The sequence below is a fragment of the uncultured Marinobacter sp. genome, from assembly GCF_963974375.1.
GTDB lineage: Bacteria > Pseudomonadota > Gammaproteobacteria > Pseudomonadales > Oleiphilaceae > Marinobacter.
Map to the genome: position 1 here is coordinate 1 of NZ_CAXBDN010000003.1, position 24,166 is coordinate 24,166.

Here is a 24,166-nt window from a genome sequence, read left to right on the forward strand (position 1 = left end):
CTTTGGCAGTCGCATCTGGGTGCAGTCCGGTGACAGCTGTGCCAACAGTGCCATGCCGGAAGCGGTGACTCTGACCGGTTGCACCAGCTTCTGCGGAACACCGGAACAACTGGCAAAGGCACTGGTTAAAGCCATTGGTGATACCGTGCTTCTGAAACAAAAAACGCCACAGGATCTGCCCTGAGGATGCTGAATTATGACCGATAACACCCAGACACTGCTGCCCTGCGTGCGGATTCCCATGACCAGCCGCCAACTGCTGCTGCCCAACGTGTCGATCGCAGAGGTGGTGGATCACACCACCGAGCTGGAGCCCGGCAACGGACCTGAATGGCTGGCGGGATTTCTGGAATGGCGAGGCCAGCGGTTGCCGGTCATCTCCTATGAGGCCGCCAATGGAGGCACTGCCATTTTTCCGGCCACTGGCCGTGGCAGGGTGGTGGTGCTCAATACCATAGGCTCGGAACACAATCGCCTGCCGTTCCTGGCTTTGGTAACCCAGGGAATTCCCAGCCAGACCCGGATCGAGTCAGAACAGCTGCTGAAGTCCGACAAGGACGGTGCCGGCCCCGCCGATCTGATGTTGGTGGACCTTGAAGGTGATCACGCCAGCATTCCAGATCTGGAATTTCTCGAACGTCTCGGTATCCAGGCACTGGACTGAACCCAGGCGCTTACGGCTGGCCCGATCAACGGTCCCCGTGACCCCTCAACCGGACAATGTTATATTGTTGCATTAACGTTGTCCGGAAGCCCTTGCCATGTCAGTTGACGCACTGCCCTATCGTCCACACAACCACGACGCCTGTGTCCGGGACGCCCTCGCCGAGGCCAGGGCCATCTGCCAGGACCACAATGCCCGCCTTACCCCTGTCCGCCAGCGGGTACTGGAGCTGATCTGGGAATCCCACAAACCGCTGGGAGCCTACGATCTGCTGGCCGTTCTTGCCAGCGAGGGACACAACGCCGCACCGCCAACGGTTTACCGGGCCCTGGATTTTTTGCAGCAGCACGGACTGGTGCATCGTATTGCCTCACTCAATGCCTTTACCGGATGCACCCACGCCGGTCAGCGCCACACCGGTATGTTCCTGATCTGCACCCAATGTCGCAACGTGCATGAACTGGCCTCATCCGCTGTTTCCGACGCCATCGCTCAGGCAGCGAAAGTCGAAGGGTTCCAGCCCTCCGAAACCACCATCGAGGTGGCCGGACTGTGCCCCCGCTGCATGGCTTCCGATCATGAGTGAACCACTGGTGGTGCTGGATCAGGTCAGCGTTGCCTTCAATGATCTGCCGGTGGTCGACCGGGTCAGTCTTGTCGTCAACCGGGGGGATATCCTGACCATCATCGGACCTAACGGGGCCGGAAAAACCACCCTGATCAAGGCGGTACTGGGGATCCAGGCCGTCACCTCCGGCCAGGTCCGCCGGGCCCGGGGTGTCGCCATCGGCTATGTGCCCCAGCACCTGCAGCTACAGAATACCCTGCCACTGAGCGTGCGCCGTTTCATGAGCCTGACCGGTGTCGGCGAGACCGCCTGCCAGGAAGCGCTGGCCCAGACCGGTATAGCTCATCTGTACCGGGCCTCGGTGCATCATCTTTCCGGGGGCGAAATGCAACGCCTGTTGCTGGCCCGGGCGCTGGTCCGCAAACCGGACCTGCTGGTGCTGGATGAACCGGCCCAGGGTGTCGATATCAATGGCCAGGCCGCCCTTTACGACCTCATCCGCGATGTCCGCAACAAACTGAACTGCGGCGTCATCATGATTTCCCATGATCTGCATCTGGTCATGGCAGCCACCGACCGGGTTATCTGCCTTAACCAGCACGTATGCTGCAGTGGTTTTCCGGCGGATATCTCCCACGATCCGGCGTTTATCGAAACCTTTGGCAAACCGGTGGCCGAAAGCCTGGCGGTTTATCACCACCATCACAATCACCGGCATGATCTGCACGGCGATGTGGTAGACGGCCAGCCAGGTGCGGACGAGCACGATCACGCCCATCACAACCACGAAGGCAACGGCCATCATCATGTCCATTCTTGATCCGGTTCTTGGCGATTTTTTCTGGCGGGCAATGCTGGGGGGGATGGGCGTCGCTCTGGTGGCAGGCCCCCTGGGCTGTTTCGTGGTCTGGCGTCGAATGGCCTATTTTGGCGACACCCTTGCGCATTCCGCGCTGCTTGGCATTGCCCTTGGCTTTCTGTTCCAGACCAACCTCAACCTCAGCGTTGCCGCCACCTGTGTACTGCTGGCGATCGCCCTGGTGTATCTGTCCCGCAGCCGCACCCTGGCCACCGACACGCTGCTGGGCATTCTGGCCCATAGCGCACTGGCCATCGGCCTGGTGTCCCTGAGTTTCATGCCGGAAGTCAGGGTGGACCTGTCCGGTTACCTGTTTGGCGACCTGCTGGCAATCCGGCGCTCGGACCTGGCCTGGATATACGGTGGCGCCGCCCTTGTGCTGGCGCTGCTGTACTGGCTGTGGCGAGGTTTATTGATGGCCACCATCCACGAAGAACTGGCACGGGTGGAAGGGGTACCGGTGGAGCGACTGCGGCTAGTGCTGATGCTGATGTTCTCGCTGGTCATCGCCATTGCCATGAAAATGGTTGGTGTACTGCTGATTACTGCGTTACTGATCATTCCGGCGGCCACTGCCCGGCGTCTGGCCAGCTCCCCGGAAAAGATGGTACTGATGGCCATCGGTTTCGGCATGATAGCGGTGGCCGGTGGCCTGAATTTGTCCTGGAACCTTGATACCCCGGCAGGGCCCTCCATCGTGGTCACGGCGTTTGTGGTATTCCTGCTGGTGTACGGCATCATTCGCCGCGCAAAGGCCTGAGCACTGGCGGCCATCGACGCCCTGAACTAGAGTTGCTGTCATGCGGGCAGGGTTCATGAATGCTGTGAACAGGTACGTTGCCCGAACCCTGTCCGACTGAACGGCCTCAGTCCCGGGAGTGTGCATGGAATCGGAAACCTTGTCAGGACGGCTCTCCCTCCTTATCGGCTTGCCTTTGCTGGTGCTGGCATTAGGTCTTGCCCTGACCTCCCTGATATCAATACCGGCTCGGGGCCTGACGGCGGCCCAGGCCAGCGAACTCTCGGTGGCCCATCATCAGGCGCTCTACGAATACCTGAACCGCCGCCTGGATCAGCTGCTGGCCGATACCCGACAGCTGGCGGGCGAGCTTTCCGCCGATAGACCCAATCTCGCCGCAATCACCGACCAACTCCTGCAACGCCATCCGGAGATTACCGGTCTTGAATATCTGGTGACCGTCGCCGACAGCCAGCGACCGCTGATGGAGCGTCAACTGAGCCTGGAGGCGGGGCAGTTTATCCGCTTTGGCCACTGGCGGCAGGGCCCCATAGAACCCCGGCCCAGCTACCTGGTGGTTCGCCAGGTCAGCTTTCAGAGCGGAACCACCGACCCGGGCACCACCCTTGGCCTGGTGGCCGATACCGTCCCCCACTGGCGCAACTCCCTTCAGAGCGCACTGTCGGAAGGCCGGCCGGCAGCGACCACGCTGACCAGCATCTTCCGCAACGGCGGTGAGCAGCAGGCCTTGCGGATCTTCATACCGACCGGCGACCGCACCCTGCTCAGCCTGGTCATGGAACCCCGGCGCTGGCTGTCACGGCAACTGGATGGCGTGCATGACGATCGCTGGCAGCTGGCGATTCACGACACCAGTCAGCATGCCCGCCACCCCCTGTTCACCCTGCCCGCACTGGGTCCGGTCGAGGACGCATCGGCTGTTCGCTCAGTGTTCAGTCTGGCGGATCGGCAATGGATGTTGACCACTGTCCCATCCATGACCTGGCAGCAGCAGCTCACCAGAGCTGCGATCATGCCGGTGTGGTTGCTGGGCGCCGTGCTCAGTCTGGCCGCTGCCGCACTTTGCACCGCACTGGTCTGGCAGCGACAGTCACTGCAGCAGAGGTTGCAGGAACAGCATGTGTTGAACGGCCAACGGCAACGGCAACTGGAGAACACGCGGGTTGAAAAGTCGATTCTGCATAAATCACTGGCGGACAGCGATGACCGCAGCCGTGATCTTATCGAGCTGTATGGTGGCATAGTCAGCGAGCTGGATGACCAGTACCGGATCGGTTACATCTCGCCCCAGGCCGCCACCCTCCTTGGCTGGCCAGTACCGGATCTGCTTGAGTCCTCGCTGGCGCGTCTGGTGACCGGTACGGATCAGCCACGGCTTAACGAAACCCTGACTACCGCACGCCAGGAGCCGGGCATACATCGTATCGACATTGAGCTGATAACGGCTCAGCAGCAGCCGCTGCCCGTGACGCTGCGGGTCAAGGCGCTGAAAAATCCCCTGAGCGGTTGTACCGGGTTCCGGGTGTCCATGATTCCCCGATAATCCGGCAGACGACAGCCGAAGCGCAACAGCAGGGCATCCCGCCCGCGGCCGGAGCCATTGCCGTCACAGCGGCTGCAGAACGTCAGCCATGGTCCCCGACTCCACCAGCTCGAGAAACTCATCGCCCAACCGGTCACTCTCGGCGATGGCCGCCCGCCATGCCTTTTCACGCCCGGCATCATCACCGAGGTACCGCTCAAAATCCTTGCGGTCTGGCAGCTTTCGGCCCGGCAAGGTGTCCAGATAATCCCGGGAAGGAGCCACCAGTAACACATCCTGAAGATGGCTGGCGGTGCCCTTTCGCCAGGGCAGGGATTTGTCAAACCAGCCCGGAATGACCCTGTCTGTAAAATGGGGATACAACACCACACCCGGCTGGGTGTAGGGCAGGTCCAGATGGTAGTCCAGCAAACCGCCATCCCGGTAGACGCCGGCGGGCGCGCCCGGAATATCCCTGACGCCGGCCATGACCAGCGGAATCGAGGCCGACGCCAGCAACGATGGAATCAGGTTCTCCCGACTTAAAGGAACATGGTGGCTCGGAAAGTCCAGAAGGTCCGCCAGCGGGGCCTGCGCACGTTGATCATGAATGATACCCCGCTCCATGAAGCGGCCCAGATGCCGCCGGCCCACCATATTGGCACTGATCGCCCGCACCAGACCCATGCCCAGCTGCCTGCGTGAATCCTCTGCCAGCAGGCCGAGACTGCGCACCACCATGACGTTGAGCCGGTACACCGGATGGTTCAGCAGATACTCCTCCCTGCCCCCAAGCAACTCCTCGAGAAACAGCAGGCTTTTACGGGTGACTTCCTCCGCACTGACACCTTTGGAAAAACGCTGGGTGGTGTAGAGTTCAGCCAGTTTGGCAAGCTGTGCAGACGGGTTATCGGATGAGGCCACGGCCGCAAAGCGCCAGCTGCCGATGGAGGAGCCGATCAGTGAGCGTGGCTGGGGCGCCCGCAACAGCCAGTCACCGAAAATCGCCTTGTCGAGACCGCTCAGACCAAGTGCCTTGGGCCCCCCGGCCGCACCGGGAATGACGTGGACATCAGCGGGCGACAGGCCCTGCTCTCTGAGCCTGGCCATGGCCCTTGCCCCGGCCCGGAGAGTGAGTGCGGGTTTGCGGATGTGAATGGCGGTCATAAAGAGTTCCTGTCGTCCCTGATATCAACCAAGCGTTCCGTCAGATGCGCGGTGGGGCGTATCCGCAGCAGCACGATTTTAACGGACCACGGGTCCCGGGGGTACCGGCAAAGGTGAGACTCTGTTAATGCACGCGGTTTTCGGACAGTCCCTGGTCCAACAGTGGTCCCGGCAGCGCTGATACGCGTATAACCTCATGCTTTAAACATTGGCACTCGGGCTCCGATTCCCTTAGGCTTCAGGGTTTCACCTGAGAGTAAGAACTTTACCAGACGGAAGGTACCATGACCGACCCCCTCACCGACCCCCTGAATCCACTGTCCGGGCATTACCGTGCCATCATTGAAGGTCTCGGCGAAGACCCTGACCGCGAAGGCCTCAGGGATACCCCGAAGCGGGCTGCCAAGGCCATGCAGTTTCTCACCAAAGGTTACCATCAGACCCTTGAGGAGCTGGTAAACGGCGCGGTCTTCGAGTCAGCCATGGACGAAATGGTGGTGGTCAAGGACATCGAGCTGTACAGCCTGTGCGAGCATCATCTGTTGCCGTTCATCGGCAAATGCCACATTGCCTATATTCCACAGGGCAAGGTCCTGGGGCTGTCCAAGTTCGCGCGCATCATCGACATGTACGCCCGCCGCTTGCAGATCCAGGAAAACCTGACCCGACAGATCGCCGAAGCCGTCGCGGAAGTTACCGGTGCCGCCGGCGTCGGTGTGGTGATCGAGGCCAAGCATATGTGCATGATGATGCGCGGTGTCGAGAAGCAGAACTCGGTGATGAAAACCTCGATGATGCTAGGCTCGTTCCGTTCGTCCCAGGCCACCCGTATGGAGTTTCTGCAACTGGTCGCCGGCGGCAGGAGCTGAGCAATGGCTGATGCCCCGGTTGCCGTGGTTACCGGCGCAGGCCGCCGGCTTGGTTACGAGATTGCCAGGGCGCTGTTGCAGCGTGGCTTTCGGGTTTACGCGCTCTATCGCTCGGAAACCGATGAAATCCGGGAACTGGAACAGCAGGGTGCCCACATTCTGGTCGTCGATCTGGCCAACCCCCATGAGATCCAGAATGCGCTGGACCGGATAGCGGGGGAGTGCCCCGACATTGCCTTGCTGGTCAACAACGCCTCGGAATTTACTCCCGATACCAGCGACACGCCCGCCCTCGCCACCCAGGCGGCACGACTGTTTCAGATCAACAGCATAGCGCCACTGATGCTGATGAGCGGTCTGTCGGAACATCTGACCCGGGCCGGCGAAAACTCAGGCCGGCCGTCTCTGGTGGTCAATATCACCGATATTTTTGTGGAAAAGCCCAACCCCCGTTTTGCCGCCTACTGTGCCAGCAAAGCGGCGCTGAGCAATCTGACCCTCAGCTACGCCAGGCAACTTGCGCCGCAGGTGCGGGTAAACGCCATCATGCCGGGCCCCATCCGGTTCCTGCCCAGCCATACGGACGAGCAGAAAGCCAGAGTGATGGCAGAAACCCTGTTACCCCGGGAAGGTGGCTTTGACAGCGTAGTGATTCAGTTGCTCGCCCTGCTCGACAACGATTTCATGACCGGGGCCCTGATTCCGGTAGATGGTGGCCGGAGACTGGCCTAAGCGCTGGCCCTCCAGTTGCAGGCTGACGCCCGCCACAGCGGGTTCACCCTGAAACAACCTGCGGTAGTAGGGTTCCTCGATGGTAGCGCCGGTAAACGCCCGTTGCCTGCGCACTTCCAGAATATCCACGTCAATGGGCCGGTCCTTGCGGCTGCTCATAGGGTCAGACCGATCCCGGCCCATGGCCTCCTCCAGCGCATTCAGCTCGGCTTTCAGCTGTTCCGGCGACAGTTCACTGGCAAACACCGCCAGGGCGTTGAGAAACGGGTTGGGGGTACTCATTCCTTCCGGCCGGGTATGGATCACCGCAGACAACCAGATCGGGCCATAGCGAGCCGCCAGTCTTGCCACCGCCTGCGGCAGGTTCTCATCCGGCCGGATGTTGCTGCCCAGTCCGCACAGATACCATCGGTCCATTTATCGGTCCATTTATTATCGGTCGGTTTATCGGTAATCCATCCGCCGGTTGCCATGCCTTTGCCATCAACCATCTGAACGTGGCTTGTTAACGCCAGTCAGTGGCGGTCCCGGTATGATCAGTACGTCAGGCAGATCCGGTCAGCTCACCAGTAGCGTCACAGATCAAACACCTGCCCCTGGCGGGCAAAGCCGGCGAACTCCTGCTCGACCTGGCTGCGATGCTGCTCGAAGTTATCCTCGTAGCTCATCAGATAAAGGCGCTGACGAAGCTCGGCAGGATACTGTTCGTACAGCTCCTGCACCGAGGCATGAACCGGATTCCAGTCGGCCAGGGTGCAATCGTGAAGCACGATTTCAGGGTGTCGCTCCGCGATCAGCTCCGGAATCGGGCGGGTGTCGCCACTGAACAGCAGGCGGTTATTGATCATCAGACCGTAGGAGGGTTTGGTGGGCGTATGGCGATTCTGAAAGTAGGCCAGTTCGACACCCTCGAACTCGAAAGGCGCCCCGTCCAGCAATACCACGTCAAAGAAATCAGACAATTGCGCTTCACCCTCGCCGATCTGCCCCATCACTCCCTTGAGGGTGTGCTCCCAAAGCTCTTCATACACGCCGGGCGGCAGATACAGTGTCGGCTTGAAGTCGTACCTGAAACGACACTCATAGGCGAGGCGTTCAAGGCCGAAGCAGTGATCGGCATGGGCATGGGTTATGAAGACCGCGTCTATATCCGCCAGCGTCAGGCCACGGTCCCGCAGGGCAAATTTGATGGTATAGCCGGCATCAATCAGCAAGCGACGACCATTGGCCTCGATCATCGCATTGTTATTCCAGTGGTCGATCGCCTCGGAATGGCCAACGCCCAGCATGGTCAGTTCTGCCATGTTCAACTCCTTTGTTGCTCCCGGCGCAGCAAGGTCAGTTATTTCGGACATGCGGTTCTGCTCAAGTCCCGTTATTATGGTCGCAGGCTTCAGCCTGTCAGCACGTCGAAACCGTGCCAGGCCCTTGTGGCGCGACCTTCAACCTCCCATTGCGGACCCAGATCTTTACTATGTCAATCCAGGACCCAGAAGTCATTCGCGAAATTCTCACCCGGGTAAAAACCATTGGCCTGGTCGGAGCCAGCGACAAGCCAAACCGGCCCAGTCATGAGGTGATGGCTTACCTCCAGGGGCGCGGTTACCGGGTAATACCGGTCAACCCCAAACTGGCCGGCAGTACCTTGCTGGGTGAAACCGTTTACCCATCCCTCAAATCAGTCCCGGATGCCCTGGATATGGCCGAACTGTTTCTGGCATCTGAGCGCACCGGACCGGTCATGGCGGAAGCTGCCAGCCTTGGCATTCCGGTGATCTGGCTGCAGATTGGTGTGGTGAACGAGGAAGGGGCGGCCGCCGCTGAAGCGTCTGGCTGCCAGGTGGTTATGGATCGTTGCCCGAAACAGGAAATTCCGCGCCTGGGCATCCCCCCGATGGCCAGATAAAAGACTGAATCAACATGCGAATTCGTTCGCTTCAGTCATTTAGATGCAAGTCTCATGAAATAGTGACCTGAGGCTGCCATTCGTGCCATCATCTGTGACGGGCTTCCGGTCCCTGACTGGCGCCGGGTCACGCCCTGACCAATAATGACAATTACAGGTCAGTCATTTCAATTTGCAATCGGAGTCGCCCGTGGGGCAGAAACGTTCGGTCCCTGTCTTGATCGCCCGCATGATAATGAGCCCTGTCTTCCCGGCGCTGATACTGCTGGTCTTTCTGGGCCTCGCGACCGGACTGAAAAGTGGACTGGACCGCGAAGAACAGGTTCAACTGCAACAGAATCTTGAAAACGAAGCGCGCGCACTGACCCGTGATCTGGAGCAGGATTTTCTGAACCATGTCATCGCCCTGCGACGCATGGCCCAGCGCCGCGAAGCCCAGCCCGACCTGCCGATCGAGACCTGGCGCGAAGATGCCCGCCATTACCTCGAAGATTTCCGTACTTTTCAGGCTATCGAGTGGATCGACCGTGATTTTTACGTTCGCTGGATCGAACCCATGGACGGCAATCTGGATGTGCAGGACTATTACGTTGCCTTCTCCAGTGATCGCCACGCCAACCTCAAGGAGTCGGCACAGACTGGCAGGCTCGATATTTCCGGGGTAATTGAACTGAAACAGGGCGGCACCGGGTTGGTGGTCTATGCACCTATCGGCAGTGGCGATGACAACAACGGCTTTATTGCCGGTGTGTTCCGGATGGATCAGTTAGCGGCCGCCCTGCTGACGCCCCGGGTACTGGAGAATTTCCGGATCGATATTCTCGAGAACGGTGAGCAGGCCTTTGGTCTGCCTGCCCGCTCCGGAAAAATGGAACAGTTCAGTTACACCCATGCGGTCAATCTGCCGTCTATCGACTGGGCACTGACCATTACCCCGACCGTCAACTGGGCCGATCGCCATCGCAGCATCTGGCCCCGGGCAACGTTTTTCAGCGTTCTGGTACTGGGCATACTGGCGTCGCTGACCACGTTGCTGGTTCAGTTAATTCTGAGGCGCAACCAGGACCTGCTGCGTACCCGCCAGGAACTGGATGAGGAAATTGACCAGCGCATGGCCGTACAACAGGACCTTGCCCGGCTGGAGTCCACCGACACACTGACCGGTCTGGCCAACCGCCGGTTCTTCATGGAAGACCTGGAGCACACCCTCAACCAGGCTGACCGTCAGTTGCGCCAGGTCGCCCTGATCATGATCGACCTGGACCGCTTCCAGACCCTCAACGACTCCAAAGGCCACCAGTTTGGTGACGAGCTGCTTATCCGTGTGTCCGAGCGGCTCAACGAACTCAGCAATGAGCGCATTATGGTGGCCTACTCCGGCGGCGATGAATTCATGATCTGCCAGCAACATGTGGACGGACTGGAGGATGTCATCCATCTGCTGGGGCTGCTCAAGGGCTGTTTCGCGCAACCGTTTGAAGTTCAGGGCGAACGCCACAGCATTACTGCCACCATGGGTGTGGCCATCTACCCCCAGAGCGGGCTGGATGCCGATATTCTGCTGCGCAATGCGGACATCGCGCTTTATCGAGCCAAGGAACAGGGTCGCAACACCTATCGGTTTTACACCGAAGGCATGCAGGACCGGGAAGTACGACGGCTGGAGCTGGACCGGGACCTTGATGAAGCCCTCGCCAAAAACCAGTTTACGCTCTACTACCAGCCCCAGCTGGCTCTGGCCACCGGCCTGACCGGCAGCGTCGAAGCGCTGATTCGCTGGCACCACCCCCAGAAAGGGCTGGTGCCGCCACTGGATTTCATTCCGCTGGCCGAGGAAAGCGGACGCATTACCGAAATAGGGCGCTGGGTGATCCAGGCCGCCTGTCAACAACTGCAGGAATGGCAGGATTCCCCCCTCGCCGGCCTGCGCATTGCCATCAATCTGTCGGGCCGTGAGCTGGGCGAGGCAGACCTGGTGGACTACATCGCCTCCTGCCTGACCAGGTTCAATGTGACGCCGGAGCAGCTGGAAGTAGAGCTGACCGAAGAAATCTTCATCGCCAACATTGAACGTAACCGGGAACAACTGGCGCGCATTCGCAAACTGGGTGTCCATCTGGCCATCGATGACTTCGGCGTGGGCTACTCTTCCCTCGCCTACCTCCGGGATTTCCCGGTCGACCTGCTGAAAATCGATCGTTCGTTCATAACGGACGTCACCAAACGCCACGACGATGCAGTGATTACCCGGGCCATCATCAATCTGGCCCACAACCTGGGCATTCAGGTCGTGGCTGAGGGCGTCGAGACTGAGGCCCAGCTGCAATTCCTCAAAGACCATCACTGCGATCTGGCACAGGGTTATCTGCTCAGTAAACCAATACCTGCCAGTGAACTGCCGGCATTGCTGACCCGGGGTCTGCTCACGGAAAAACTGTGAACCAAACCCGGTGCGGCAGCGAATGATGGTAAAGTAGACCCTGTCGAAATCATCAGAAGCCGACCCGATTCTATGCCTGCATCCTACCTGACACCGGAACAGAACCAGCGCTTGCGGCGCTGGGAAGCCATCAACAAGGGCTATTTCATAGTGGCCTTCTTCGCGCTTATTGCGGTACTGGTTTTCAGTAGCCAGCTCGGGCTCTCCTCTGGCGACAGCTGGGGCCCCCTTGGATTTCTGCTGGTGTTGCTGGTAGCGCCCATTGTGGTGCTGCAGCTGCGGCTGAAATGCCCCGCCTGCAGCCACGCCATTGGCTGGCAAGCCAAACTTATGGCGCCGGACCAGTGTCGGCATTGCGGGGTTTTTCTGAGAGCCAGGGAAGAATAAACCGGCACACTCCTGTTGACCTGTGAGCAACTCACAGGTTTTAGACTATACTTGTCGTCTGTCCTCACCAAACCCGGACGACGGGAGAGTCGCCATGAAAGTCAGTGCCATCGCCAAAGCAGCGGAAGTCACTCCGGATACGGTGCGTTTCTACACCCGTGAGGGCCTGCTGAGCCCGCACCGGAACCCGGACAACAACTACCAGCATTACAGCACGGAAGACCTGCGCCGCCTGCGTTTTGCCCGCAAGGCGCGGCAGCTGGGATTTTCCCTGCCGGAAATTCGCAGCATATTGATGCAGGCCGATGATCATCACTCTCCCTGCCCCATGGTACGGGACGTCTTCGAGAAGCGTCTGACTCAGGTTGAACGGGAAATCAGCGAGCTCCAGCTTCTGAGAAACCGGATGAAAAGCGCACTCAGTGCCTGGCAGGCCATGCCCGACGGCACCCCCGACGGTCACACCATCTGCTGCCTGATTGAACATTGGGATGATGGTGACGATTCCGTACTGTCAACGACCGCACAGGAGCACCACTAATGCCCGACACCATAGAACTGGTCCCGGCTCTGAGTATCACAGGTGCCTCCTGTCAGGGCTGTGCCCGCAAGATTCGTAACGCGCTGGAGCCATTGACCGGCAGCACCGAACAGGTAGATGTCAACATTGAGGCCCGCACCGTTGCGCTGCCTGCGGGTATCGACCTGGAGCAGGCCGCCGCACTGGTGACGGCAGCAGGCTATCCCGCAGAGCGGCTTGGCGAAAACCGGCAGGCTGCCCGGGACCCCGAGCTTTCGACGGTGACCGATAACACCACCGAACCCGCCAGGGTGCCGCCAGCGGTCGCCGCAGATGACCAGATTCATCTGGCCGTCACCGGTGCCACCTGTGCCTCCTGCGTTGCCTCCATCGAGAAGGCACTGAATTCCGTTCAGGGAACCCGCAGTGCCTATATGAACCTGGCGGACAACACCGCCAGCGTCGTCGGCGAGGCTGATCCGGCCGTACTGATCCGTGCCATCGAAAGCGCCGGTTACGGCGCCAGTGTGATCGAAGACCCGGACAACGCTGATGACCTCAGGCAGGAAGAGGATCGCAAACAGTACCGGCGTCTGCTGGTCAAAATGGCCATCAGCCTGAGCCTGGGTGTTGGTCTGATGATCTGGGGCATGGGCCTCAGTACCATGATGATCTCCGAGGCGAACCAGACCAGCTGGCTGGTGCTGGGTCTGATCACCGGGCTGGTCATGGCCACCACCGGTGGTCACTTCTACACCGGTGCCTGGAAAGCCTTTCGTCACCATAACGCCAATATGGACACGCTGATCGCCCTGGGCACCGGCACCGCCTGGATATACTCCATGGCCATCACTCTGTTCCCGGAGGCGGTGCCGATGCAGGCCCGGCACGTCTATTTCGAGGCCTCGGCGATGATCATCGGCCTGATCAATCTGGGCCAGGCCCTTGAGTTGCGAGCCAAAGGCAAAACATCCCAGGCCATTCGCCGATTGCTGGACCTGCGCGCCAAAACCGCCCGGGTTATCCGCGATGGTGAGGAGCGGGACCTGCCGGTGGAGCAGGTTCGCAAGGGTGATCACATACGGGTCAGACCCGGTGAGAAGCTGCCAGTGGACGGCATCATAGTCGAGGGCAGCACCCGCATCGATGAGAGCATGCTGACCGGCGAACCCATGCCCGTGGCCAAGACCACTGGCGACGAGGTAGCCGCCGGCACCATGAACAGTCATGGCGCCATCATCTATGAGGCCACCCGGGTGGGCAGTGAAACCGCACTGGCCCAGATTATCCGCCTGGTCAAGAAAGCCCAGGCCTCCAAGCCCGCCATTGGCCGGCTTGCAGACCGGGTATCCTCGGTGTTTGTGCCCAGTGTGATGCTGATTGCGGTGCTGGCCGCCCTGGCCTGGTACAACCTCGGGCCTGATCCTGCGGTGGTTCACATGATGGTGGCGGCCACCACGGTACTGATCATCGCCTGCCCCTGTGCCCTGGGTCTTGCCACGCCCATGTCGGTCATGGTCGGCGTCGGCAAGGCCGCCGAACATGGCATCCTGATTCGCCAGGGTGAAGCACTGCAGAGCGCCGGCAAACTGGACCTGGTGATCCTCGACAAGACCGGCACCATCACCGAAGGCCACCCCACCGTTACCCGGGCATTCGCGCTCAATGATGACCAGGAACAGTTACTGGCACTGGCCGCTGGCCTTGAGCAGCACTCCGAACACCCGCTGGCGGAAGCGGTCATGAATCACGCCAGAGACCGTTCGGTTACTGCCTTGCCTGTGGACGGCTTCGAAGCCCTCAATGGCAAAGGCGTGCAAGGTGATTACCAGGGCCAGCCCCTGCGCCTCGGCAACAAGCGCTGGCTGGAAAGTGAGGGCGCTGACCTGTCGCCACTGGACAAGGCCGCCAGCGAGATTACCGCAGAAGCAGGAACACCACTGTTCCTGACCCTCGGTGATCAGGCCATGGGCGTCATAGGCGTCGCCGATGCCATCCGCGAGGATTCACCCGCGGCCATCCAGCGCCTGCACAATGCCGGCATACGGGTAATGATGGTGACCGGTGATGTGGCCGCCACAGCCCGGGCCATTGCCGCCAAAGCGGGCATTGATGAATTCCGCGCCGATGTGTTGCCGGAGGACAAGGCCGGTATTGTCCAGGAGCTCCGCAACCAGGGCCACAAGGTCGCCATGGTGGGTGACGGCATCAACGACGCCCCCGCCCTGGCGGCCGCCGATGTAGGCTTCGCCATTGGTACCGGCACTGATGTGGCCATCGAAAGCGCGTCGATCACCCTGATGCGGGCCTCCCTCCATGGTGTAGCTGACGCCATTGAGATATCCCGGGCTACCGTTCGTAATGTCAAACAGAACCTGTTTGGAGCCTTTATCTACAACTCCCTGGGTATACCGGTGGCAGCCGGACTGCTTTACCCTGTGTGGGGCATACTGATGAGTCCGATGATCGCAGGGGCCGCCATGTCGCTGTCCTCCGTAACCGTGGTCACCAACGCCAACCGGCTGCGGTTGTTCAAAAGTACCCATCACCGCACGAATAGTCACGATAGCCACGACAGTCACAGTCAGGAGCGGAACCCATGAGTACGATACTGGTCAATCTTGCTGGACTTGCTCTGATGGGCGTCATCGTCTGGTGGTTCTGGCTATCTCAGTCATCCGACAGTCAACCTGAATCCCGATCTGGCCCGGACGCCGGAAAATCCAATCATCACTGAGGCACTACCCATGAAAAAAAGCACACTTGCTCTCGGCCTCACCACCGCCATGACCTTCAGTGGCAGCCTGTATGCAGAAGCACTGGAAGCCATCAAGGTCTACAAATCACCGACCTGTGGTTGCTGCCAGGACTGGGTCAATCATCTTGAAGACAACGGCTTTGAAGTGGATGTTACCGACACCAACGACATGACCAGCATCAAGATAGATGCTGGCCTGCAGCCGTCGCTGGCAAGCTGTCATACCGCCTTTGTTGGCGACTATGTCATTGAAGGCCACGTTCCGGCCAGCGACATCCATCGTCTGCTGAAAGAAGCTCCGCAAGCCCACGGCCTGGCCGTACCCGGTATGCCCATGGGGTCACCAGGCATGGAGATTGGCGATCAGAAGGATAACTACCAGGTGCTGCTGTTCAACGAGGATGGCCAGACCAAAGTGTTCTCGGAATACAATTAAAGTCAGAAGATCCGGGTTGAATTGCACTCCGGAAGATTCGGGGCCGGCCAGCTGGCCCGGCCCCGCTGGCGCTGATCAACCTGGTAACAGTTCGATCGGATAGCGGATGGTGGTCTGTTCCGCACCGGCTTTCTCACCGAAATTCACCAGCATCAGACGGGCACAGATGCGCTCTTCCAGGTTGGGCTCATCGAGAGTGGATTCCACCACCTTGCAACTGGACACCGCGCCACTTTCCTCGATCACCAGTTCCGGCGTCACCGTGCCGCGCAGCGAGGGATTGCGGCGCAGTTCCCGGTTGTAAATGCTGAATACCGCCGATTTGTTGGCGTCCATGGTCCGGCGCAGGTCTTCCCGACTCCGGGTTGCCGCCGTTCGCTGGGGAGCCACCTGTCGGGCCGGCTCGGCCGCAGCTTCGGTGGCCTGGCGGGGGGCGGCCACTTCGGTTTGCGCACGCTCCTGCATGGCCACCTGCCGGGTCTGATGATCGGCCCGGTGGTCAGAGGCACCCGCCGTACGCTCGGTGGAGGTACGCTCCGCCAGCCGGTCGCCGGCGCGAGCTCGTTCGGTAACCGGGGTCCGCTCGGTATTGGTCTCCAGACGCACGTTGCCAGACCGGGAGCGTGCTGCCGAAAGCTCACTGCTCATGGCCAGAATGCCGGTGTTACGGGCCGTTTCCCGGGCCTGTTCTACGGTTGCCGGTTCCGCTGGCGCTGGCCGCGGGGCAGGCTCGGGCACCGGGTCCGGCGCGGGCGGTGTCGGCACAGGCTCCGGTTGTGGTTCGGGCGGCGGGCTTGGCTGGGGCACGGGTTCCGGCTCAGGTTCGGGCTCAGGCTCAGGCTCAGGCGCCGGAATCGGCTCAGGTTCCGGCTCCGGCTCCGGGGCGACCGGTGGTACCTCAGGCTGAATCTCTTCTTCAATCAGCAGGCGCGCCAGCTGGGGCGGCGTTGTATCCCGCTCTGTCCGCTCGGGCTCCGGTACGTGGATGAATGGAATGACTGCCGCCAACACCAGGAAAATCGGCACCAGAATCAGCGTCACCCACGTCAGGCGCCGGCGATCGGTCGCATCCTGGTTCCAGGCCAGGCCGTCGTTCAGCAACGCCATGATCAGCCAGCCTCCGGCGCGATACGGGTGACTGCCAGGGATATGTTGCCGTAGCCGGCTTCCACGCAGGTGGCCATGATCTTTTTAAGCAACGCATACGGCAGTTGCTGATCCGCCAGAATCGTCACTGCCCGGCCCCGTTCCGGGTCAGCAGGGAAAGACGACTGCGACGAGAGCCGGTCCAGCTGAGCTTTCAGCACCGGTTCAACATTCCCTTCAAACGCTTCCAGATCATCCCGTTGCAGTATGGCCTCACCATTGAGCAGGATATCCCGGGCGGTCACCACCAGCGCCAGCACCTCGTCCGGACTCTGTTCAGCCGTGGATTCCGGCAGCACGATGCCACTGTTACGGTCCAGCAGGCGCACCTCGGTGGATGAGTTCACCATCAGGAAGAACACCAGAATGGTAAAAATATCCATCAGCGCCACCAGATTCAGTTTGCTCTGCTGGCGATTGCGACGCTGATGCCGCTTGAGCCGCTTGGCGCGGGCGGATTCTTTCATGGTGCCCGGCCCCCGGACTCATGCTCGGCCGCAGCCGGTTGCACCGGAGCATCGCCGATGGAAATTTCCGGAAACAGTTCCGCGTCGACCACACTGGTGACCATCACGGCACGGTAGGACCGCACGGTATCCATCACTGTCACCAGGGTCTGGTATTCGGTGTCCAGGCTGGGCTTTAGGGTAACCCGGGTCTGTTCTGGCCAGCGCGCCTTGAGTTGCTGCATGACGTCACTCAGACCCTTGCGGTCGAGGTCTTCGTTGGCGGCGACGGGTAGTTCCTGCAGCAGGTTGCCTTCACTGTCGGTGACCCACAGGTGTTTGCCACGGATAATAACCTCAGGCTGCACCGGGTGCTCTTCGCCGGCAGCGCCCGATGCGCTGGGGAAGCTCAGCTGCAGTACCGAGGTGTGGGCAAACACCATATTGATCAGCAACACCGGCACCAGCACGATCATCAGATTCATGAACGGTGTGATGTCGAGGTCTGCCTCGGATGTCAGGCGACGATGTCTGCGCCTCATGGCCGGTCTCCTGCGAGAGGGCGGTTTAGCATTGTGTATCGGAGCACGGCGAGATCAGCTTCCGATGCCGTCGGCGGTGATCACTCGGCGGCCGGGGCCCGCGGGGGCTGACTGTCGGTGATCAGGTTCATGACCTTGATACCGGCCATCTCGAAACTGTCGACGATTTCATTGGTCTTGGTCTGCAGCATGGCGTGAATCAACAACAGCGGTATCGCCGACATCAGTCCGAAGGCGGTGGTGTTCATGGCCAGCGAGATACTTTCCGAAAGCATGCCGGCTTTTTCTGCCGGGTCCGCTTCCGCCACGGCAGTAAAGGCGGCAATAAGGCCGATGATGGTACCCAGCAGGCCAAGCAGCGTGGCAACGTTGGCCAGGGTGGCCAGGTACTGGGTACGTTTCTCGAGCCGGGGCAGAATCTCCAGCAGACCTTCTTCCATGGCGTATTCGATATCATCCCGGGACTGGCGGCGGGACAACCGGAGCAGACCAGAGCCGATCATCAGCGACATGGCGCTGCCGGATTCCCGGGCAAAATTCAGAGCACCCTTGAGGTCCTTGTTCTGTAGTCGCTGGTGCAACTGTTTGAAGTCCCGGCGATTGACGTGCTTCTGGGCCGACAGGTACAGGTAGCGCTCCACTGCCACAATCAGTCCCACCAGCAGGATGACGGCGATGGGGTACATAAAAAAACCACCTTTCTGGAAAAAGGCGATGGCTGTATCGATCATGGTCAGTCCACTCCTGACGGGCTGTCTGGGTCAATTGGTAGTGCCCGAAACGGGCTGTTGCCGATCTTGTTCTTTACTCAGTGCTGTTCCCGAGTCTGCCTGGCGCCGCATTCTGAAAGCTGCGGTGATAATCCAGGCGTCGCAGAAAGGTTTCCCGCTCCAGAGGCTCAATCACGCCGTCCGTCAGCAGTTGCTCTTCCATGGGTTGCGGCCCCGTGGTTTCCACTGGCTGCCAGGGCACCAGGTAGAGCACCGTTGGCAATTCCTGTTCGCCCTGTATGCGACCACCGTCAATAGTAACGACAGCACCAGCCTGGTCTTGGGCATGAACCAGCGTTAACGGGACAGTGAGCACGCAGAACGCCAAGCTTAACCAGACGACCTGGAGCCGACTGTGCCGAGGTTCCCGGTTTTCTGTTCTGGTGATGGTCATGTCGTCAGTATCCCGGACTAAAGGCGGTTTTTGAGATCGATTACCCAGTTCTGTACCGTCGGATCTTCTTCCGGTATCAGGCTCAGGTAGCGCTCGTACAGCGTCAGGGCTTCGGCCGGCTCGCCCCGGTACATATCCAGCAGGATGGCCAGGTTCAACACCGCCGGCGCATGGTCCGGATCTGCGGCCAGAGCCTGACGGTACAAGGCATCCGCCCGCTCGAACTCGCCCGCCTTCCGCGCCAGCACGCCCAGGTGGGTCAGCGCCACCGGGTGCTCCGGACGCAGTGTCAGCACCTGGCCGAAGCAGGCTTCCGCCTCGTCAGTGCGATCGTCTTCAAAGTTCATGACGCAGAGATTTACCAGTGGGCCGGAAAGCTGCAGTGCCTGCCGGTGAAGCTGTTCGAAACGTTGCCGGGCCTGATCCCGGTCGCCGGATTCCAGCAGAATCAGGGCTTCCTGCCAACGGGCCTGCTGTTCCGGGGTAACCGCCGGGCGCTCGTCCGTTGCCGGCGTCGGGGCACGGCTGGCACAGCCAGCCAGCAGCAGTAACGTAACCCCCAGCATCAGTGTGCTTCGAACCGGTGCGGAGGTACGCGCCCGACGATCAGTCGATTTCATGGACCACGCCTCCTGTTCTCTCGGATTTGCCGTAACGCACCGGCAGCAACTCGCTCAAAGCGCCGAAACTGCCGCGGATCCATTCATCGTAGACGCCGTTCCAGCTTTGCCGGACGTTCTGCTCATGAATTTCGATGGCGTCGTCTTCAAACGGCAGGGCTTCTTCCTCCAGCAACAGGTCGTACTGCATCTGTTCCATGTTGCTGAGCCCCGGTGGCCGGTCGGATTCCATCAGATCGCCGGCCAGTTCCCGGTAAAGTTCTGCCAGCCGGAAGCCGGCCCGGCTGGTGTATCCCTCATAGCCATAACCGGCCGCCTTGCGATAGCCGGCGGACGCCTCATCCAGGGCATCCAGCTTGCGCCGCAGACTGTTCTCCAGCGGCAGCGTCAGGCGGATGCTGCGGTATTCAGCGCCGGCATCTTCCGCCAGTTCCATGGCCGCGGTGGCCGCCAGATACACCATCCGGTCATCGGCCCGGGCACCGGCGTTATCGGTGGCCTCTACCTGTCGCTCAAGCCAGTAGCGACGACGCTCGCTGTCGTCGGCCTGCAGGTAGAGTTCTGCCAGACGGTTGGCGGACTCCATATAGAGGTCGGCAGGCTCCGGCCAGCGGTTGGCGTAGCTTCGGTAGCTTTCGATGGCGCGAGCCTGATCACCGGCCCGGTCGTAGAGCTCCGCCGCCAGATAGCTGGTTTCCCGCTGCTCCACCGGGTCGGTGGAGCTTTCGGCAATGGCCGTCAGTTCCGCCGCCGCTTCCTGCCAGCGACCGGTTTCACGGTAGGCCAGGGCCATGCGTGACGACAACTGCTGAGTCAGCGGGTGATCCGGATGCTGCGAACGCAGGCCAGTCATGGCGGCCAGGGCATCATCCCAGGCTTCCAGTGCCATCAGTTGGCCGGCGGCATCGTAACTGGCGCGGGCACTCAGTTCGGTGCCCGGTGCAACCGTGGCCACCCGTAACCATTCGGCAACAGCGGCTTCCGGTTCGCCCGCTGCCAGCAGCGTCTCTCCCTGCTGATAGACCGAAGCCGCCAGACTTTCGGTCAGTTCGTCACGGCGATCGTCGCTTTCCGGTAATACCACCAGCAACTCCTGGAAGGCCTGCTCGGCGGCCCCGTGATCTTCCAGCAGATACAGGCTGCGGGCTCGCATCACCAGCGCATCGTGTTCAAGCGTGGTGTCTGCCAGGGGCTGCCAGGCCAGCAGGGTGTCCGCCAGCGCCACTGTCTCACGATGGTTGCCGGCCTCAGATTCGTGTCGAACCGCCTGATACAGCACGGCTTCAGCCCGGTCATCCTGGGGAAAGCGGCTGGCAAACCGGATCCGGCTGAGCTGTTGCAGGTCCGTCCAGGGCGAGTCGGCCGTGGCGGTCAGGGCCGGGTTCTGATAGACCAGCAGCGCCGCGTAACCCGCTTCCGCTGCGCGCTCGTGATCGCCATGGTCATAGGCCACCTGCTCAAAGGCGTCGATGGCCTCGCCCCACTGTTCCAGCGCAAGCCAGGTTTCCGCCAGCAGGAACAGGGTTGGCGGCGTCTGTTCGTGGGCCGGGAAGGTACGCACAAAATCCTGGTAGTAGGTAGCCGCCTGCCAGTATTCCGAGCGCCGGCGCTGCTCCGTGGATGCCTCCGCCGCCAGCCGGTAGTGACGATTGCCCAGCTCCGGCAGCAGGGTCAGCAGCTGTTCCCGGATAGCCGCCCGTACGGTATCCGGGGCCTGGCTCCAGTAATCGCTGCGCACGCCGTAATTCACCACAAAGGTAGCCTGGGCCACAGGCAACTGTTCGGTAAAACCACCCTGTTCCAGAATGTCCAGGGTGCGAATGTGGTAATGCGGCGCCTGCTCACTGTCCGGATGGACCCGGATGTACTGGTGATACACCGCCATGGCATCGCTGTATTGCTGCCGCGCCAGCAGCAGATCGGCGTAGCGCTCGTACACCAGCGGCTCCCAGGGGCGGGGCCCGATCTGCTCGAACAGCACCGGCACACTGGCCGGCCCGTCGAGATAGGAGAACGCCAGTCCCACCACCCGGAACAGGTCTTCAATCAGGGTCTGGTGCTGGCGGTCCAGCTCACCGGCGCTGGAGCTGTCGGCCAGCAGGCGATCCAGCACCTGGCTGTAACTCAGCAGGGCGCGCTGGTAATTGCCCAGGCGGAAATCAGACCAGCCTTTCATGTAGAAGGCGTGGGTACGGAAGACCTGGTCCCGCTCATCGCTGTGAAGGTCGGCGGTATCGGCCAGCACGGCATCGTAGCCTGCGCCGGCTTCGGTATAGCGCCCGTCACTGAACAGAATCTCGGCACGTCGGAACTGGGCCTCTACCCGCAAGGGTGATGTTCGGTGACTACGGATCAGAGCCTCCAGCGCCTGCTGCTGTTCCGCACGCTCACCGCGCAGGTCGCTGATGCGGGCCAGCTGATACCACAGCCGGTCGTTGCCAGCATCATCGGGCGCCTGCGCAATCAGCTTGCGATAGAGCTCTGCGGCCTCCTCAAATTCGTCCACCGCCTCATCGGCAAAACGGATTTCCGCCCGGGTGTAGAGCAGGTCTGCCAGCCGATGCTCGGCCGCCCGGAGGGCATCAGGACGACCCAGCAGCGACAGTTGAGGCAGCAGTTCACGATAGTTGCTGATGACCTCATCAAGGCGCCCGCTCTGTTGCCAGTCATCGTCTGACCCATTGTCATCATCGGCCGCCAGCTCTGCGGTCAGAGCGAGCCGGTAGGCCCGATCCGCCAGTCTGGCCCGGGCCAGCTGCGCCACCAGCAGATAGCGCTCTGCTTCCTGCTGCCGCCATTGCTGGTAGCGCCGGGCCTGATCCAGCAAATCATTGCCTGCCGCCGCTCTTGCCCCGGTAATACCGGCTTGCAGGCGCTGCAGTCGCCGCTGGGCTTCCTCAACCTGCCCTGCAAGTTCATCCTGCTGTACCGGGATCGCCAGCAGGTCATCGAGTCTGGCACGTCGCCCGGTCAGTTCATCAAGCGCCTGATCCAGCTCGTTCAGGGCCCGTCGCGTCTGCCAGCGATTGACGCTGAAACTGTCATCCACCTGCCAGCGGAACGCTGCTTCGGCGCGCTCCAGGCGCCGGCGCTGTGCCGCGGTGGTGTCATTATCCGGCAGCCCGTCCAGTCGGCTATTGGCCCTGGCAAGCCGCGCTGCCCAGGCCTGCTGTTCGGCGTTCATGAAAAATGCGCCGTCCTCAGTCTGCTCTGCGCGCTCAATCTGCTGCCGAAAGCGGGCCTGCTGCTCATACCAGCCCTGAGCGGACACATTAGCCAGCGACTCCCGGCTTTGTTCCATCCGCTGCTGCCGCTGTTCACGGCGAGTATCCAGCATGGTGTCAAAACCGCTGAGGCGATCGTCACCGACGGCCAGCAATGCTTCCATCTGCTGCAGTTCGTAAAGATCTTTCAGCCGACGCTGAAAGGTTTCGCTGGCCACCAGGTCCGCCAGCAAAGCGGGCGCTGCGGCATCGGCGGTGGGCCGCACCCGCAACCGGCCCCAGGCGTCGGTCTGCAGGGTCTCGGGAAATGCCAGCATGGTGTTGCCAGGCAGCCACTGATCACCGTCTCCCAGGAACTGGAGATTGCCCAGCAGGTCGCCTTCGGTCAGCTGGTCGCGGCTGGTTTCCAGATCCGTCAGCCGCAGCTGCCAGGCGTCTGCGGCCTCACCATAGGCCGCCAGCGCCAGTTCGTGCTCACCGCTTCGCTCCAGCAGTATGGCCCGGGTCAGCAGGTTACCGGCGCCAGCGGCCAGTCCGGGTTGCTCTGCAGGCTCGCCGGCCTCGGCCACCAGCGTTCCCAGCAGCTCGGCATCTTCCGCGAACAGGCTGTCCGCGGAGATTCCGGCCAGATACTCGCGGCTGCCCGCCAGTTCACTGTTGCGGTAACTGAGGATGGCCAGGGACAGCTTTACCCGCTGGGCCAGGGCGGCGATTTCATCGCCATGGCTTTCATCCCGCTGACGTCGGCCAGAGGTAGGCAGAAGCTGGCGGTCAAGTCGCTCCAGCAGGGCCCGGGAACGCTCGCTTTCTCCAGCGGCCAGCAGACGCACCGACTGGTTGTATAACAGATAGGGACGCCAGGGACTGGAGGCCGGCAGGTTGGCAAAAACCTCGTCCAGCTCCAGCTCACCTTCGGCGAGCCGGATCTGGCCTTGCAGATACCACCACTCGTCGAACAGATCCGGACGTTCGCTACGCAGACGACGACCGTCAACCCGGGCCAGCGCCGCGGCGGCCTCCTGCGGTGCCACCTCCAGGTACAGCACCTTGCCCAGATAGAACCAGGCCTGGTTACGAACCGACGGCGAAGCGCCCTGCTCCAGAGTCTGCTCAAACAGCTCACGGGCCTCTCGGGTCATGCCCCAGGACAGCATCAGGCCGCCTTCCACCAGCACCGGGTGGTCGCCGTGGCCCTGAATGCCGCCCTGTTGCCGGGCCACGGCCAGGCGGGTGAGTGCTTCCAGGGCATTGCCCTGATAATAATCGTAGATCACCTCGCCCCAGGCCAGATCCTGGGCCCGGGTGGGTGCGTTCCCGGACGCCGGGGCTACCGCCAACAGCAGAATGCCGGCCAGCAGAGCACCACCGGCCCGCGCCAGCATCGGGCGCTGGCAAGCCTTACGGATGGCAGCGGGAAGGGAATGACACAGGCTCAC

At 61.2% G+C, this 24,166-nt stretch carries 24 protein-coding genes and 1 pseudogene; 15 read left to right on the top strand and 10 right to left on the bottom strand.

Going from position 1 to position 24,166, the window contains the following annotated elements:
- From AAC035_RS00350 to AAC035_RS00375, 6 genes and pseudogenes are all read left to right on the top strand, one after another.
- Positions 1 to 184, top strand: a pseudogene (locus AAC035_RS00350) (chemotaxis protein CheB); the annotation flags it as partial.
- Between the two features lie 12 nt (positions 185 to 196).
- Entirely contained in the window at positions 197 to 664 is a 468-nt protein-coding gene (locus tag AAC035_RS00355) for a chemotaxis protein CheW (RefSeq protein ID WP_339798785.1), read from the top strand.
- A 97-nt stretch (positions 665 to 761) separates the two neighbouring features.
- Positions 762 to 1,250 (top strand): Fur family transcriptional regulator, encoded by a 489-nt coding sequence (locus AAC035_RS00360; RefSeq protein WP_339798786.1) that lies wholly within the window; start codon positions 762 to 764, stop codon positions 1,248 to 1,250.
- Complete coding sequence (gene znuC, locus AAC035_RS00365) at positions 1,243 to 2,052, top strand: zinc ABC transporter ATP-binding protein ZnuC (protein ID WP_339798787.1); 810 nt, start codon at positions 1,243 to 1,245, stop codon at positions 2,050 to 2,052. Before AAC035_RS00360 ends, znuC begins: the two co-directional genes overlap by 8 nt.
- Complete coding sequence (gene znuB, locus AAC035_RS00370; RefSeq protein ID WP_339798789.1) at positions 2,039 to 2,851, top strand: zinc ABC transporter permease subunit ZnuB; 813 nt, start codon at positions 2,039 to 2,041, stop codon at positions 2,849 to 2,851. The genes znuC and znuB overlap by 14 nt, the downstream gene beginning before the upstream one ends.
- Positions 2,852 to 2,975: 124 nt before the next feature.
- Positions 2,976 to 4,394: a CHASE domain-containing protein gene (locus AAC035_RS00375; RefSeq protein ID WP_339798790.1), complete on the top strand. Its 1,419-nt coding sequence runs from the start codon at positions 2,976 to 2,978 to the stop codon at positions 4,392 to 4,394.
- Positions 4,395 to 4,457: 63 nt separating this feature from the next.
- On the opposite strand, the gene AAC035_RS00380 is transcribed toward AAC035_RS00375, so the two are convergent.
- The gene (locus AAC035_RS00380) at positions 4,458 to 5,540 is read right to left on the bottom strand and encodes a patatin-like phospholipase family protein (RefSeq protein ID WP_339798792.1); all 1,083 of its coding nucleotides are present in this window, start codon (positions 5,538 to 5,540) and stop codon (positions 4,458 to 4,460) included.
- A 284-nt stretch (positions 5,541 to 5,824) separates the two neighbouring features.
- On the opposite strand from AAC035_RS00380, the gene folE reads away from it, so the two are divergent.
- Positions 5,825 to 6,409: a GTP cyclohydrolase I FolE gene (folE, locus tag AAC035_RS00385; protein WP_339798794.1), complete on the top strand. Its 585-nt coding sequence runs from the start codon at positions 5,825 to 5,827 to the stop codon at positions 6,407 to 6,409.
- Positions 6,410 to 6,412: 3 nt separating this feature from the next.
- Positions 6,413 to 7,141: an SDR family NAD(P)-dependent oxidoreductase gene (locus tag AAC035_RS00390; protein ID WP_339798797.1), complete on the top strand. Its 729-nt coding sequence runs from the start codon at positions 6,413 to 6,415 to the stop codon at positions 7,139 to 7,141.
- Here AAC035_RS00390 and AAC035_RS00395 read toward each other — a convergent pair.
- Both AAC035_RS00395 and AAC035_RS00400 read right to left on the bottom strand, forming a co-directional pair.
- Positions 7,028 to 7,558: a 2-amino-4-hydroxy-6-hydroxymethyldihydropteridine diphosphokinase gene (locus AAC035_RS00395; protein ID WP_339798799.1), complete on the bottom strand. Its 531-nt coding sequence runs from the start codon at positions 7,556 to 7,558 to the stop codon at positions 7,028 to 7,030. The two genes, AAC035_RS00390 and AAC035_RS00395, sit on opposite strands and share 114 nt — an antisense overlap.
- A gap of 158 nt (positions 7,559 to 7,716) precedes the next feature.
- Positions 7,717 to 8,445 carry an MBL fold metallo-hydrolase gene (locus AAC035_RS00400; protein WP_339798802.1) on the bottom strand — a complete coding sequence of 243 codons (729 nt, stop codon included), beginning with the start codon at positions 8,443 to 8,445 and terminating at the stop codon, positions 7,717 to 7,719.
- Positions 8,446 to 8,615: 170 nt separating this feature from the next.
- Here AAC035_RS00400 and AAC035_RS00405 point away from each other — a divergent pair, with 170 nt between their 5' ends.
- The 7 genes from AAC035_RS00405 to AAC035_RS00435 all read left to right on the top strand — a co-directional run bounded on the left by AAC035_RS00405 (position 8,616) and on the right by AAC035_RS00435 (position 15,588).
- Complete coding sequence (locus tag AAC035_RS00405) at positions 8,616 to 9,047, top strand: CoA-binding protein (protein WP_339798805.1); 432 nt, start codon at positions 8,616 to 8,618, stop codon at positions 9,045 to 9,047.
- Positions 9,048 to 9,276: 229 nt separating this feature from the next.
- A complete protein-coding gene (locus tag AAC035_RS00410; RefSeq protein ID WP_339798807.1) occupies positions 9,277 to 11,487 on the top strand; it encodes an EAL domain-containing protein in 2,211 nt (736 codons plus the stop codon).
- A gap of 72 nt (positions 11,488 to 11,559) precedes the next feature.
- Positions 11,560 to 11,874, top strand: a complete 315-nt coding sequence (locus AAC035_RS00415; RefSeq protein WP_339798810.1) for a hypothetical protein — start codon at positions 11,560 to 11,562, stop codon at positions 11,872 to 11,874.
- Between the two features lie 94 nt (positions 11,875 to 11,968).
- Positions 11,969 to 12,415, top strand: coding sequence for a MerR family transcriptional regulator (locus AAC035_RS00420; protein WP_339798812.1), 447 nt, complete (start codon positions 11,969 to 11,971; stop codon positions 12,413 to 12,415).
- On the top strand, positions 12,415 to 14,997 hold the full coding sequence (locus AAC035_RS00425) for a heavy metal translocating P-type ATPase (protein WP_339798815.1): 2,583 nt from the start codon (positions 12,415 to 12,417) through the stop codon (positions 14,995 to 14,997). The genes AAC035_RS00420 and AAC035_RS00425 overlap by 1 nt, the downstream gene beginning before the upstream one ends.
- Entirely contained in the window at positions 14,994 to 15,131 is a 138-nt protein-coding gene (locus AAC035_RS00430) for a hypothetical protein (RefSeq protein WP_339798818.1), read from the top strand. Before AAC035_RS00425 ends, AAC035_RS00430 begins: the two co-directional genes overlap by 4 nt.
- Positions 15,132 to 15,141: 10 nt before the next feature.
- Positions 15,142 to 15,588, top strand: a complete 447-nt coding sequence (locus AAC035_RS00435) for a DUF411 domain-containing protein (protein WP_339798821.1) — start codon at positions 15,142 to 15,144, stop codon at positions 15,586 to 15,588.
- 75 nt (positions 15,589 to 15,663) lie between these two features.
- On the opposite strand, the gene AAC035_RS00440 is transcribed toward AAC035_RS00435, so the two are convergent.
- The 7 genes from AAC035_RS00440 to AAC035_RS00470 all read right to left on the bottom strand — a co-directional run bounded on the left by AAC035_RS00440 (position 15,664) and on the right by AAC035_RS00470 (position 24,166).
- Positions 15,664 to 16,695: an AgmX/PglI C-terminal domain-containing protein gene (locus tag AAC035_RS00440; RefSeq protein ID WP_339798824.1), complete on the bottom strand. Its 1,032-nt coding sequence runs from the start codon at positions 16,693 to 16,695 to the stop codon at positions 15,664 to 15,666.
- 2 nt (positions 16,696 to 16,697) lie between these two features.
- Positions 16,698 to 17,201 (bottom strand): biopolymer transporter ExbD, encoded by a 504-nt coding sequence (locus tag AAC035_RS00445; RefSeq protein ID WP_339798826.1) that lies wholly within the window; start codon positions 17,199 to 17,201, stop codon positions 16,698 to 16,700.
- A complete protein-coding gene (locus tag AAC035_RS00450) occupies positions 17,198 to 17,722 on the bottom strand; it encodes a biopolymer transporter ExbD (protein ID WP_339798828.1) in 525 nt (174 codons plus the stop codon). The genes AAC035_RS00445 and AAC035_RS00450 overlap by 4 nt, the downstream gene beginning before the upstream one ends.
- An 80-nt stretch (positions 17,723 to 17,802) precedes the next feature.
- The gene (locus tag AAC035_RS00455; protein ID WP_339798832.1) at positions 17,803 to 18,453 is read right to left on the bottom strand and encodes a MotA/TolQ/ExbB proton channel family protein; all 651 of its coding nucleotides are present in this window, start codon (positions 18,451 to 18,453) and stop codon (positions 17,803 to 17,805) included.
- A gap of 73 nt (positions 18,454 to 18,526) precedes the next feature.
- Positions 18,527 to 18,886 carry a hypothetical protein gene (locus tag AAC035_RS00460; protein WP_339798835.1) on the bottom strand — a complete coding sequence of 120 codons (360 nt, stop codon included), beginning with the start codon at positions 18,884 to 18,886 and terminating at the stop codon, positions 18,527 to 18,529.
- A gap of 17 nt (positions 18,887 to 18,903) precedes the next feature.
- Complete coding sequence (locus AAC035_RS00465) at positions 18,904 to 19,506, bottom strand: tetratricopeptide repeat protein (RefSeq protein WP_339798838.1); 603 nt, start codon at positions 19,504 to 19,506, stop codon at positions 18,904 to 18,906.
- Positions 19,493 to 24,166: a tetratricopeptide repeat protein gene (locus tag AAC035_RS00470; RefSeq protein ID WP_339798840.1), complete on the bottom strand. Its 4,674-nt coding sequence runs from the start codon at positions 24,164 to 24,166 to the stop codon at positions 19,493 to 19,495. The genes AAC035_RS00465 and AAC035_RS00470 overlap by 14 nt, the downstream gene beginning before the upstream one ends.